At 40.2% G+C, this 12,749-nt stretch carries 15 protein-coding genes and 1 pseudogene; 1 reads left to right on the forward strand and 15 read right to left on the reverse strand.

Features of this window, described 5'->3' with window-relative positions:
• From ACQKEZ_RS05655 to ACQKEZ_RS05665, 3 genes and pseudogenes are all read right to left on the reverse strand, one after another.
• Nucleotides 1-2,104, reverse strand: a pseudogene (locus tag ACQKEZ_RS05655) (transglycosylase SLT domain-containing protein); the annotation flags it as partial.
• 1 nt (nt 2,105) lies between these two features.
• On the reverse strand, nt 2,106-2,243 hold the full coding sequence (locus ACQKEZ_RS05660) for a hypothetical protein (protein ID WP_008344097.1): 138 nt from the start codon (nt 2,241-2,243) through the stop codon (nt 2,106-2,108).
• Nucleotides 2,244-2,284: 41 nt separating this feature from the next.
• Nucleotides 2,285-2,734 carry a phage tail assembly chaperone gene (locus ACQKEZ_RS05665; protein ID WP_427299366.1) on the reverse strand — a complete coding sequence of 150 codons (450 nt, stop codon included), beginning with the start codon at nt 2,732-2,734 and terminating at the stop codon, nt 2,285-2,287.
• Nucleotides 2,735-2,891: 157 nt separating this feature from the next.
• Between ACQKEZ_RS05665 and ACQKEZ_RS05670 the strand changes: the two genes are divergently transcribed.
• Nucleotides 2,892-2,999 carry a putative holin-like toxin gene (locus ACQKEZ_RS05670; protein ID WP_427299367.1) on the forward strand — a complete coding sequence of 36 codons (108 nt, stop codon included), beginning with the start codon at nt 2,892-2,894 and terminating at the stop codon, nt 2,997-2,999.
• Nucleotides 3,000-3,279: 280 nt separating this feature from the next.
• Here the strand turns inward: ACQKEZ_RS05670 and ACQKEZ_RS05675 are convergent, their stop codons facing one another.
• The 12 genes from ACQKEZ_RS05675 to terS form a co-directional block, all read right to left on the reverse strand.
• Nucleotides 3,280-3,723, reverse strand: coding sequence for a phage tail tube protein (locus ACQKEZ_RS05675; RefSeq protein WP_427299368.1), 444 nt, complete (start codon nt 3,721-3,723; stop codon nt 3,280-3,282).
• Between the two features lies 1 nt (nt 3,724).
• On the reverse strand, nt 3,725-5,071 hold the full coding sequence (locus tag ACQKEZ_RS05680; protein ID WP_427299369.1) for a phage tail sheath family protein: 1,347 nt from the start codon (nt 5,069-5,071) through the stop codon (nt 3,725-3,727).
• A gap of 3 nt (nt 5,072-5,074) precedes the next feature.
• On the reverse strand, nt 5,075-5,287 hold the full coding sequence (locus ACQKEZ_RS05685) for a hypothetical protein (protein WP_427299370.1): 213 nt from the start codon (nt 5,285-5,287) through the stop codon (nt 5,075-5,077).
• Nucleotides 5,274-5,729 carry a phage portal protein gene (locus tag ACQKEZ_RS05690; RefSeq protein WP_427299371.1) on the reverse strand — a complete coding sequence of 152 codons (456 nt, stop codon included), beginning with the start codon at nt 5,727-5,729 and terminating at the stop codon, nt 5,274-5,276. The genes ACQKEZ_RS05685 and ACQKEZ_RS05690 overlap by 14 nt, the downstream gene beginning before the upstream one ends.
• A gap of 4 nt (nt 5,730-5,733) precedes the next feature.
• Complete coding sequence (locus ACQKEZ_RS05695; RefSeq protein WP_427299372.1) at nt 5,734-6,240, reverse strand: HK97 gp10 family phage protein; 507 nt, start codon at nt 6,238-6,240, stop codon at nt 5,734-5,736.
• The gene (locus tag ACQKEZ_RS05700) at nt 6,237-6,593 is read right to left on the reverse strand and encodes a YqbH/XkdH family protein (protein ID WP_427299373.1); all 357 of its coding nucleotides are present in this window, start codon (nt 6,591-6,593) and stop codon (nt 6,237-6,239) included. The genes ACQKEZ_RS05695 and ACQKEZ_RS05700 overlap by 4 nt, the downstream gene beginning before the upstream one ends.
• Entirely contained in the window at nt 6,590-6,982 is a 393-nt protein-coding gene (yqbG, locus tag ACQKEZ_RS05705; protein ID WP_427299374.1) for a protein YqbG, read from the reverse strand. The genes ACQKEZ_RS05700 and yqbG overlap by 4 nt, the downstream gene beginning before the upstream one ends.
• Before the next feature lie 71 nt (nt 6,983-7,053).
• On the reverse strand, nt 7,054-7,977 hold the full coding sequence (locus ACQKEZ_RS05710) for a phage major capsid protein (protein WP_427299375.1): 924 nt from the start codon (nt 7,975-7,977) through the stop codon (nt 7,054-7,056).
• A 27-nt stretch (nt 7,978-8,004) separates the two neighbouring features.
• Nucleotides 8,005-9,105: an XkdF-like putative serine protease domain-containing protein gene (locus ACQKEZ_RS05715; protein WP_427299376.1), complete on the reverse strand. Its 1,101-nt coding sequence runs from the start codon at nt 9,103-9,105 to the stop codon at nt 8,005-8,007.
• Between the two features lie 32 nt (nt 9,106-9,137).
• Nucleotides 9,138-10,607, reverse strand: coding sequence for a phage portal protein (locus ACQKEZ_RS05720; RefSeq protein ID WP_427300460.1), 1,470 nt, complete (start codon nt 10,605-10,607; stop codon nt 9,138-9,140).
• A 29-nt stretch (nt 10,608-10,636) separates the two neighbouring features.
• A complete protein-coding gene (locus ACQKEZ_RS05725; RefSeq protein WP_427300461.1) occupies nt 10,637-11,929 on the reverse strand; it encodes a PBSX family phage terminase large subunit in 1,293 nt (430 codons plus the stop codon).
• Entirely contained in the window at nt 11,929-12,612 is a 684-nt protein-coding gene (gene terS / locus ACQKEZ_RS05730; RefSeq protein WP_427299377.1) for a phage terminase small subunit, read from the reverse strand. The genes ACQKEZ_RS05725 and terS overlap by 1 nt, the downstream gene beginning before the upstream one ends.
• Between the last annotated feature and the right edge of the window lie 137 nt (nt 12,613-12,749).

Here is a 12,749-nt window from a genome sequence, read left to right on the forward strand (position 1 = left end):
CCCACTTTTCTTGAGTCCAGTTTTTTACGTTATCCCATTTTTCGCTCCACCATTCTCCGTTGAAAACGGTCTCACTAAGTTTCCCTTTAATAGAATTCCATATTCCAACTGCACTGTCCCACTTTTCTTGAGTCCAGTTTTTTACGTTATCCCATTTTTCGCTCCACCATTCTCCGTTGAAAACGGTCTCACTAAGTTTCCCTTTAATAGAATCCCATATTTCGACTGCACTATCCCACTTTTCCTGAGTCCAATCCTTGATAGCATCCCATTTTCCGCTCCACCATTCTCCATTAAAAACAGTAGATTCTAACATTCCAGTAACGTACCCAGCTTGTTCTGCCCACCATTCTGAATTAAATAGCGTATTAGATGCTGTAGTTTTTATATCTTCCCATTTTCCACTTAAGTTCCCTAAAGATTTCTCTGCGGAAGTTTTAACACTCCCCCACTTTTCACTCCACCATTCTCCATTAAATAAAGTCTTTGAAATATTTTCTTTTAACTTTGAAGTATCAAATAGTTCCCCTAGTTTTGACCCACCAAAAGTTCCGGCTATGCCTCCAGCAACACCACCAACAGCTGCTCCTACAAGTGGTATTGGAATTAGAGCTTGACCAATTACAGCTCCACTAATTCCTCCTGCAAGCCCTCCAGAGAAGCCCCCTACTTTTTCTCCAACGTTTTCTTTCGTTGTTCCTATTAAATCTGTTGCACTTAATAAGTTCCCCAAGATAGGCACTCTCTTTAATAACTGGCTACTTCCTCGACCTATATTTTTAAGTGCATCTCCTAATCCACTTAATCCTCCACTACCTTTCATCAAACCTGCAAGCCCTGCAACAGAGGCCACTATACCTGTACTTTTCTTCAATCCACTAGGGATTTTTCCAAAAATCTTACCTGCGTTTGTTTTCAGTTTTCCTAATCTACTTGGAGGTCTTCTGTTTCTTTCAGCTCTTGTAGTGGCGGTTGGATTTGTTGGCTGTCTTTGTGAACGGCCATTTCTATTTCTAGTTCTAGTAGCTCCACGTCTGCTTAAACCTCTAGCACAACAAGGACAACAGCTATTACGAAACAAACCTTTTCCGTTCTGTGACTTTTGCTGCGTTTTAGGAGCTGGATTTGTTGGTGTTTCTGTAGTTGGATTTTGGGTTGAAGGGGTACTGTTGTTTTCACTCGATTGGTTTTTTGAACCAAAGATGCGATCTAATCCAGCACTCACCCATTTATCTAGGTGTTCTTCAGCATTAAATTTAATCTTCTCGCGAATTCGCCCGATCACTTCTTGTTTGTAATCGTCCATTTTCTTGTCGATCCAAGGAAGTGCTTTATTGTCCCAAAAATTTCTTGGACTCAACTTCTCCTTCACTTTATCTGCAACGTCACCTGCATATTTTTGAACTTCTTTTATCGCTTCATTCCCAAAATTACCCAACCAGTTTTGTTTGTTTTCATTCGTTTTAGTAGCGGCTGTGGCATTAGGCTTCTTTTTTATTTTCTTTTCTTTTACAACCGAATCTGCCTTTTCCCATTTTTTCAACTTACTCTTCGCATTGTCTTGAACAGACACTCTGATCTCGTGTTTAGACATGGACAAGCTTTTTAGTGTCTTTTTTATTCGCTGAATCGCAGCGGTGGCTTGATCCATGATGGTTAATCTCATATAGTAAGTTCTGTTCATGAGCTGAAGGATCGATTTTTTTATCGATGATAGTTTTCCTGACAATTGATCATTTAGTTTAAATGTCAGAATAAGTGGACTTGTTCCTGCTTTTTTCAAGCGATCGATGCTAGACTTAATAAAATCTAGTCCCTTTGCTTGAATGGATATGTCAATATGATTTTTTATCATGTTCAATTGATTTGTTAATGATTTTAGATCACGATAGATCCCCTGATCTAGTCTCATCGTTAATACTGAAAATTTACGAATCGATAAAGTGAAGTTTCTTAACTTTTTTTCATCCATTTCCAAGCTTATTTTGACAGGTTTTCTAAATGGCTTGAGTTGCTGCTCAAACGTTCGAAACCGTTTTCGAATGCGTAAAAGCTTCTTCGACACCCGGTCTTCTAATTCAAATCGTGCAGTGAGTTTCGCCAATTTATTTACCTCCTTTCTTTGCTTCTTTTTCTAGCATGTCTAACTTGTAACTTATGAGTCCAAATAGGAAAGCTTTGAATTGTCTTGGTGCTTCGTATAAATCAAGCAGTTCTGATGGGGAGTAGTGAAGCTCGTGCATGGCGTAATATAAAAATACCGCTTCTTTATCCCCATCTTTTATTAGTTTTTTGCTGCTTCTTCTAAATCTTCAATTTCGTCTTCGAATCCGTTGATTTCGATGGCTTTGTTTAACCAGTTCGCGTATTCACCGCCGACAGACAGAACACGTTTTGCTACTTCAACTGGATCTTGTGTGCTGTATGCCTCTCTTAATTCCTTTGAGCGGAAATCTGGATAAATCGTTGATTCAATGGCAATACGTGCATAGAAGCGCTGGCTGTCTAAGTCTTTCACGCGCCCTCTGCCTTTGACATTTTTGTAGGTTGTGTTTTCTTTTTCCAACTCATCAATGCGTTCTGTTGTGATGGCTTTGAATACGAAAGGAATGACATTTCCCTTTTTGTCAACGAAGCGCTTTGAAATAGGAACTTTTACTTCCTCAGCTTCTACAGTTTGTCCTGGCATAAAGAATGAAAGATCATATACGTTGTTTGTTTGTTTTTCGCTCATATTTAAAAACTCCCTTTGATTTGTTTTTTGAATGCAAAAAAGCACATCCGTTTTCGAATGTGCTTTCCAATATTTTGATGTATAATAAGTATCGTACAATTGAACGGCTTACTCAAGGGCGGTCTGGCTCATCCCCGTTAGAAAGGGGGTGATGCTTATGTCAACGTATGAAGCGATTAGCTTAATGATTGCTTTCGGGGTTTATACCCTAAGCATTCTGACTGTAGTCGTGGCATTGTTGACACTATTTACAAAGAAAAAATAGACCTCCCTTGAGCTCGTGGAAAAGTAAAAGGGAAAGTCTATCCTTTGAAAAGTATCTAACGATAAGCCAGCCCCTTTGAAGGGCCTCATTGTACATTGCTGGGATGTTGACGCATCCTAGCTTCTTTTTATTTTATGCAAGTCGCACTGCATGTAAACATAAATTTATCATTACGCCATAATGTAATGACAGTATTCTGTAATATTGGTGTCATTATAACATAATACCTTTCAAATGTTTATTTTTTTAACATTTGAGAGGTACTTTATTTATCTGCTGTTTAGAAAGTATCCTTCAACTTCTCAGGCAGATCAAAGTCCTCAAACGTGAAAGGAACTTCTTCTTCAAGCGCCTCAGAATCAACATCAAGTCCTGCAATTTTTGAAGAATCAAAGTTCACATCAAATAACGTGACTCGTTCAGCTCCACGCCCTGACGCTTTGTCATCTAGTACCGCCTGAAGTGTGAAGTATGGATCTTCTCCTTTTTTCACGTAGTTCAACATGAGCTGAACGAAACGAGATGTCACTTTATAGAAAGTGGCTGTTCCTGTTCCGTTAGCACCAGTTGTTTTATGGCCCGTCATCCGACGCCCCATGACGTTAACTTCCGCTTTATTTTTTTCAACATTCGCTTCAAACGTTTTAATAAAGGCTAATTCCTCACCATCTAAGAAAAGACGACCTTCCTTACCTGAAATTGTATTTTGTGCTTTAAATGCCATCTTACTTCACCTCCACATTGAAATAGAATTTTTCTGCTGCATCTACCGGCTGAACGGCCAGATCAATCAGGAACCCATCACGATCTTCGTTTAAATTGATGGTAATATCCGTCTCTGAGTTGAACCCAGTGATGCCGTCACCATCTTGAAGCTGAGTAAGATACTGGGTGATCAGTGTCTTCACGAGCTGTAGACCGTCTTCTGAAGCAGGAATATCATTCCCATTTGCTTTACGTAATTTGATTAAATTTTTCAGTTCGTATGTTAAATCATTGTTGATGGCATCCAATACTCGAACAATTTTGTTTTTTGCCATCTGTTGATTTTTTTCAGTCGTAATGCTTGTAAGTGAGTTGATGTCTTTTTCAGCACTGACCGTACGATCACGTGCGTCAAATGTGAAAAGAAATTCACCTTGTGATAAGCGGTATTCCACTTGATCATTATCCAGTCTCTCTAGCGTATCAATTGCTCCTTCATACTCAACAAAAGTTAACGATTGATTGAAGTTAGCTCCTGCGCTTGCTCCAGCTACCCATGCTGTTGCTTTGGCAGGTGTGATTTCTGTACCGTCCTCTAGGACAACACCACTTGTGACATTGATCAATCCTTCATGATCAGCCGCATAGTTCGCTACGACCCCCTGCACTTTTCGCCCTTGTTCGTCACGTAGACGCTTAATAAACGAAGCAAAAGTGGCTTTTAATTGCTCACTATTTTCTACAGGAAGTGCAATCACATCAAAATATTCCGTTTCTGCCGCCTCAAGAAATGCTGTGTAATCCGCAACACTTGCGACACCATTTTTACCACCTTTTAATGTGATGCCTGCTGTAATGGTGGCTTCCCCTTCACCAGAGAATTGAACATATTTGTTTTTCACAAGGTCCTTTACATTAGAGACAACCTGCTTGTCCACAAGATCTGTTCCAAGGAATGTCAGGACATCTCGCTTCGCGCTATCAAGTACATTTTCTGCAACTTGAACTGTGATTTCATTCCCTTTTTGACCGCCATAATTTGCGACCACGTTGAAATTCTCACTAATTTCCGCTTTTGCTGGTTCTCCTTCGTTCAGGCGATATAGCAGCACGGTTTGTGCTTTTTTCTTCGCCTCACGGAAAAGAAGAAGTGATTTGTCGTCAATATTCAAGCCAATCTTTTTATTTAAGTCCTCAATACTAGAGATCGAAATAAAGGTCTTTGGTTCGCCCCAGCTCATTGCAATGGGAATTGCTACCGTTCCTCGGTTCCCTAAAGAAATACGTTGCTCCGCTGTTGTTTTAAAATTAAAGTAGATACCAGGTCGCTTTTTCTCTGTACCTGGTGTAAAAGTGCCTCCATTCATCCTTTAAACCTCCTTGGACAAAAAAGCATCAAGGTGCTTTTTTGCTTCTGTTTTTGTAATTGGTTGTTGTTTGATATAAAAAAGAGCACCTTCAAGGATTTCAGGTTTTACCCCAAACAAGTCCTTGCTGTGCTCTTTCAAGGCTTCAAATGAAAAGCCATATTCTTTTTCTGTGACAGGCACTTTTTCTACCTGTTCTTTTTTAGTTTTGCTCATTTTTAATCACCCCATCTGAAAAATATACATCTTCAAGGCTTAGATGCTTGTCTCGGTTATACCAATACGTGCTATCCCATGTCAGGACAATCGTTGCTACACCTTGATCACCACTCCTTGTTTCTACCCTTTTGATGCGGATATAATCATTAAGCCATTGTCCTTTTTCACTGACCATTTGAATCATATTGCGATCGGCATTTAATGCATCTACAATGGTTTCCGCCGTATCAAACGCTTTTTCAGAATCATGATGAAATAATTTCACATGAAGCGAATATGTCTTCATAAAAGTAGAGACAGTATCTGGTCCACTCATAGCTGAAACAGGCGGAATATATATTGAAGGTACTTGAAAGCGTTCTGGTAGTTCTCGATTATACATTTTGACAGGAAATTGTGTGTAGACATAATGCATGATTGCCCCGACTTCCCTATTCAATCAATCACCTCCTAAAATGACGGTCAATCCAGTTTTGAAGCTTACGGTTCAATGAACTTTCGAACATTTGCTCAAATATCATGAGTGCATGATCCCAATATCCACTACCTTCAATCCATTGAGAAACTAACATCATGCCCGTCTTCGCCTTTGGGTCATATTCAAACCGTTCTCCTACCCATCGTCCAGGAACCCATCTACGATCCTGATTTTTAGACGAGTCAATCGTCAAATGTCCATCGTTGACATAGGACGCATACTCAAGATTTGTTCCGACGTTCAGTGTCAGACCGCCTTGTTCCATTGAGAACAGGTTTTCACGATCTCCTTTTTGAAATGAGCGAAGCAACTGACGTGTATCAACAGCCTTTGCCTTGATGACCTCATCCTGAACAATGTCGAGAAACTGAAGTCCCATTTCCTCTAGCCACTCTTCATATTCAGCTTTCAATCCACCAGCAATCGCTACATCAAGCTTTGTAAGCAATTGAGCCAACCCTTCAATTTTCATAAATTCTCACTCCTAATGGCCATGACCTCTAAATGATGGTTTTTGAGCTTTTTTGGTTTTTGTAATGTCATCGTCAATCCATCCCAAACAATCTTGTCATGGATGCGAATATCAGCACTGGCTGGGAAATGGACAAGATATGATTGATAAATCGTTGTGTTTGGCTCTTGCTGAATCAGTGTTTGGCTCTTCTCCGTGAAGTAACAAGACTGCTGTTTCACATCAGGCTCATCAGGATAAGTGAAAGTTGATTGGATGTCTGTGGCAGGTACACCGAATTTACTAGCAACCGCACTCTTTTCCTGAAGGTGATAAATATCGCAACGATCTGTTAATAGAGATTGATAGCTCATAGCGATCTTAGCCTCATTTGGGCACTTCCTGAATGCTCAGACACCTCTGCCGGTTCAATAAAGTCGATGAGCAAATGATATATATTGGGCTTTGATACCGTATTGTCATTTGCTAGTGCATACGAATAATCACCCATTTTTTCTGAGGTGTACCCTTTCGTCATTGATTCATCACCATTTATAAGAGCAAAGTATTGTGCCATTTTTAAAAGTGCGATCTTTGCCTTTTCAGGAAGCGGTTGATATTTCTCCTTCGTAAAGTGATGCCCGACGATCCGAATGATCTCTGCTTCTGCCTCGATAATATCTGACGTCAACTGCTCATCAGATCGGTTCTTGATATCGTCAAAAGCAGAATATGCCTTCACTTCTTCGACTGAAATCAACATGATATTCCGCTCCTGAAATGTAGCATCTGGCACTTTTGTGTGACTAGAAAACATGTATACATGAAAGTCACCTACTCTTTCACTTTGATCACTTTTGCCACTGCATCCTCTTCTTCAAATTTACTATCGAGCTTTGCTGTCAGCACAATAATAAATTTACGTCTTCGAATATCTTTTTCTACTTCAATTCGAATATGACGGGAGAAACCGACAATGATATTTTTTGGATGTGTCAGGAGAATATCAGACATATCGGTTCCATCTTGATCATATGGCTGCATATTCGCAATGCCTTTGACAGGGACACCAAATGCCGAGGAAAGACCTCCTTGAACTGCGGCATCTCCTAAACTCGTTTGACGATTTGCCACTTGATCTTTCCACTCTACTTCAAGACTCGGTGATGTATAGAAACGGAAATCCTGTGGAACACGTAAATACTTTGAAGGAAGTGCCTTATACGCTTGTTTAAACGTTTGTCGGCTCACCTCTTCTCCGTTCGCATCAACAATATGAGATGTTGTTTGCTTTCGCACACCATCTATTTGTGCTAAAAAAGGATCTTCTGAAGAGGTATCCCCATTCACGATGAGTTCTTCAATATCAACGGCAGCTCGTTCAGCCAACATTTGCATAATGGTATTTTGGATCCCATCTTTTTCAATGTTGTTTTCGATGCTATCGTAAGTCATATGAATTTCAGCAATTACCTCCTTTGCATTGAGCTGTACAGTGCTTGTTGTTGGCACCACTCTCTCAGCTGCTGCTAATGCTTTTCCTTCTTCAGCCGGACGTAAAATCCGTTGACCAAAGCCGATCTTTTCAATTTTTTGCGCATCACTTTCCATTGGAATGATACGCGCATCATTTAGAACAGTCGGTGTGTTTTGCATCATTCTGATAAACGTATTTGATTGCGTAGCATTCATTAACCCGCCGGTTTTTAAGCTCGCAAGTGTCATTTCTGCCTTGCGAATCATCTCTTGGTTTCTCACGCTTTTTTTCCTCCTTGTCTAGGCTTTTTATAGCAAGCCATCCCATACGGGTTTTTTGTTGTCATTTTGTGTATCAGTCATTGTTTGTTTAGAGATACTACGTGCTTTTTCCAAGACGTGAATACGCTCTGTCAATGGGGTCAGCTTCTCATCTAACACATCTTTGATCGTTGTTGTTTCTCCGCCAGCTGTTTTTTCTAATGCGGTAAGCTGATCTCGTATTGGTGCGACAGCATGCTCTAGCATCTTCTGAATGTCATCTTGGTTCACTTCAACTTCCTGCTGTTCTCCTACTTTTTCCAATACATTTTCAATTGCTGTTTTGGCTTTTTGTAGCTCACGTAATTGATTATCCATGAATGAGTGATGTGGTGTTTGCCGTTCTACTGGTCTTTCTCCAATTGCTGTGAGCACATCATCTGACTTCAATACTTCTTGTGCAATTTGAATAAAATCTTGAAGCGCTGTTCTTACATGCTCCTCATCGCCTCGTTCATCTTGGAATAGGACTGAATCAAGCGCATCTTGAGCTGTCCAGAAATCCTGTGAAATTTGTTCACTCACTTCGGCTGTCGCCTCCTCTTTTAAAAAGAAGTTTTTAAGCAAAGAAAAAAGCCCCTTCTCATTTGATTGTTGAGATAGAAGCTCATCCGCTTCTGTTGCAATGATGTCTGCTGTTCCTGCCATAGAGTAGCCGGTGATTTCTCCATGTTGAATCTGTTGCCAAATATCCTTTGACGCTCTTGTGACAAGCACCCAGGAACCTTTTTTAATATGCTGGCCTCCTACCTTAAAATCAGCAGGAGCAATATAGGATTCAACCACTTCTCCGACACCCTCTTGAAAGTCATGCTGCTTATCAATGTGACGAGCATCTTTCATAAAGCCATGAGCCGCTTTTTCGATCTCCTCTGCTGACATAAAATCATCATGTGCATCAGGTGTATTCGGCTCATAGACAACACCATACACAAGCCGCTGTATATCTTCTGCTTTTGTCAGAACCCTTACTTCTTTTTGAAAGTCAGGCTGTCCTTCAGATTTCATGAAGAAGAACTGTTTTTGATTGGCAGCCTTGTCAACATACGAAACATGGGTAATTTTTGCGTTAAGTAATTCTCGTGGCATATGTTCACCTCCTTTCAAAAGCGCATTGCGCCTTATGAGAAAGCGCCGCGAACTTCCTGCATGATTTGAAGCATCTCATCTTGATTTGCAGTTGTTTGAAGCTGTTCATCTGAAGACAACGCATCGTTACCAAGTGGCCTATGGTATTGATTTTCCGGCCACTCCTCTAACGTTTTCCCGAGGATGCGTCCTGCCAGATCACGCAAATCATTTGGCGAAACAGCACCCGCTTGTATAAACGGGGTTAACACCTTGGCAATTTCTAATGGATCACGGAAATCAGGACCATTGAGTAAAAAGCGGACGTGCCATAGATCAAGGTCAGGGAGAAACAGTGTATTGAGCTTCCCTGTAATCAGATGTCTCTCCGGTTGAAATACTTGTTCTTCCGTTGTTTTACGCGCTGTATCAGCTGTCGCCTTGTTGTAGTCCTGAGACTCTCCTGTGTAAATAGGTGGCAAGCGAAAAGCGGAACGAATTTTATTCCTTGTTTTGTCATCGTATTCTAAGAAAAGCGCATCCTCCTGCAAGATTTCAGCTAAAGACTTGAAATTCACTTTTACATTTGATACATCTTCTTCTCCTGTGATGCCTTTTTCTGTTGGCAACCCTTCTACTTCCAGTAAAAGAAATTTGTGTGCATGATCTGAGCCTTCAATATCGTCCATGTATTCCTGAAGCTGTCTATACGAGGTTTCAGATAACATACCGTTTTCGACAATAATAGCCCCGGGTACATGACGGCCTTGCTTAAAATAAAGATAGTTCAGCTCTTCTGCTTTACGAGCACCATACATATTGACAATATTTCCAATCCATCGCGGAACACCATATGCCCCACTACCAATTTTAAAATGGATTACTTCATTGGCGATGAGATGATCAGGTGTATTGTCATCGTATTCCCCTGTTTCGCAATTAAGTGTTCGTGGATCTCCATACTCCTTAAAAAAGACTTTCTTTTCATTGATGATCTGAACATATTTTCGAAACCTTTTATGTCGCTTCATGATTTTCACAAGACCATTCTCAGTATATTGAAATGTCACCTCGACCGGATGACTTAGCTTACATACGCGAATATGAAGTACATCAAGATACTCAATACCTGCTGGTTTTCCTTGTCCATCACGGAGTACCTCTAAAAAACCATTTCCTGTTTTCTCACGATCTTCAAGTACATAACCTAATACAACATCGGCGGATTCATCATAATTCATATAACGAGTAAACTCTTCAAGTCTTGTCCATTCCCATTCAGCCGCCTTCTTTTTTTCAGGGGAAACATCTTCAGCGTTAAAGTCAAATGAGTACTCTACGCCAAATCCAAATCCTAAAATATTGGTTTTATAGGCATCAATGCATTGCTGAAGAATCGTTGAATACTCTGCCATGCTTTTTAATTCTTTTATGTTATATGGCGGCTGAACAATATCATCTTTTTCATAGGAAAATTCATCCTCATACATTTGTTTTGTACTATCTGACATTCGTGCTTTCATAATTGTTGCCTTGACTTGATTCACAAGCGTTACCTCCTCTCTCTATTTGGACGAGTCCGCTCTATTGAGCCATTTTTCAAATCGGTTACCTCGTAGTCATCAAGCGCATACCATATTGCCGATAATGTGTGTGGATCGATTTGAAACTCGTCTTCAAGCACATGACCATTTTTATCAATCTTATAGGTAAGCGACTGAAGCTCATGGATCGTATGCGGACATGCATCAGAACAGATGATTTTTTTAAACCGTTTGATCTTTTTCGTATATTGAAGACGTGAGCCTTGGAACTTATGTGCAGCCACCATGTTAAAACCTTGCTGCCTGAAATAGCGGATCGTTTTAGGTTCAGCTGCATCAGCTTTGATGAGCTCCTTCGATTCGCTAAATTCTTTCAGATCATGAGCCGTTTCATCATCTGTTTTATCCCGGTCATAATACTCCCAGTAGATGTATAAATATTTCTTTTCATGATCTACAGCCAGTCGAATGAGGGCATTATAAGATTCAACAAAACCAAAGTCCATCCCAACCCTCTTGATCGGATAATGCAATTGATCCATCGCTTTTATGACTTCTTCATGTGGACATACCTCGAATTGTGGGAGCACACGAACTCCATTTAAGCCGAAATGTCCTTTTCTGGCGATTCGGTATAAATCCGGGTCGTATTCCTTTAATTCATCCAACTGACGAACATAGCTTTTTGGAAGAAATAAATTATCCTCTGCGGTTGAATGATGATAGTACGTATCACCGATAACAACTGTTCGTTTTTCATATAGTTTGTGATCATCGAGCACATATCGTTTTTGTTCGATATCCTTGAAAAAATGACGATATGTCCAATTATCCTCTCCAGTCGGATTCGTTGATAAGATGAAATAAAGCGGCAATGTCGGGTGACGTAATCGGCCAAGAAGCTCTTTGAATCCCTCATATGACACTTCTGAGCATTCTTCAATCCAAATCATTGAAATATTGTGAATGGATTTCAGCTTGGCTGGCTTATCCAACCCTTTAAAAATGATTCGACTGCCACCTTGAAATTTCAGCATCAGTGGTGATGTTCTGCACTGCACCACATGATGCAAGTGAAGGTCATGAATGATTTCTTCAAAAAGAGAAAATGTCGAATCCCTATGCGTGTCGTACACTTCTCGCACAATGAGTGCCGTGCGCTTTTCGACTAAAAGTTTTAAGATCAGTTTCAGTGCAATATGATAGCTTTTTGAAGAACCGTATCCACCAACAAGGAATTGAAACTTTTGGTTCCAATCAAAGAGAAAGTGTTCAAAATGAGGATTTACTTCTTTCTCAATCATTCGTGACATGTATCGTCATCCTTACGCTTAATCGTAATATTCATGGATTCTTCTTTTCCCTTATTAACGGCTTTTTTCGTTTTTTCAATGCTAAGTTCTATTTGTTTTAGCTTAAGCCTACGTTCATCTTTTGCATGGGCTAATTCCTCGAACTGTTTGATGAGGCGTCTAAGCTCCCCCATTGCACGGGACTGGGCATTTAAAAATGTTGCATGCCGATCCCATGAAAACTGAAAGGCAAACTCTTCTTCTATAAGAGATTGTTCCAACTTGGCGCCTTCTGCTGTCTCTTCTTCTAATGGATGATAAGCATATTTGGCTTTTTTCAGCTCTTTCATCATGTCGTTTTGGTCTACAACGAACATGATTCGCTGCGCCCTAATAATCGCTGCATACTGAATTTGAATTTGATCCCATATGAGATCCAGTGAAGAACGCCCCCCCATTTTTTCCATAATTTCAAGTGTCTCATCAGACAAAAATTTTGTGAAAATGGCGTGCGCGTCCTGATCCAATTGTTTTTGCAATGAATCAAGTGGTTGAAGCTTGTCCCTCTTCCATCCATACCGTCTTTTCCAAGAGTTGATGGTATGAATGGAGACACTGTACTTTTCTGCAAGGTCTTTATACTTCATTCCATTGTTGTAATCTTGCTGTGCTTCTATCTGCTTTTCTTTCATTTACATTCACCTGCCGCCTCCTTTAAGTTCGAATGCTTCTCTTTTCATTGAATCATCTTTAGCGGGTAGCAAACGTCTGTTTGGTCTTCCTATCTATAGGTGGCAACTGTAAGACAAGCACAAATCATTTTAATTTT

The sequence above is a fragment of the Bacillus sp. NPDC077027 genome (genome assembly GCF_050269555.1).
GTDB lineage: Bacteria > Bacillota > Bacilli > Bacillales > Bacillaceae > Bacillus.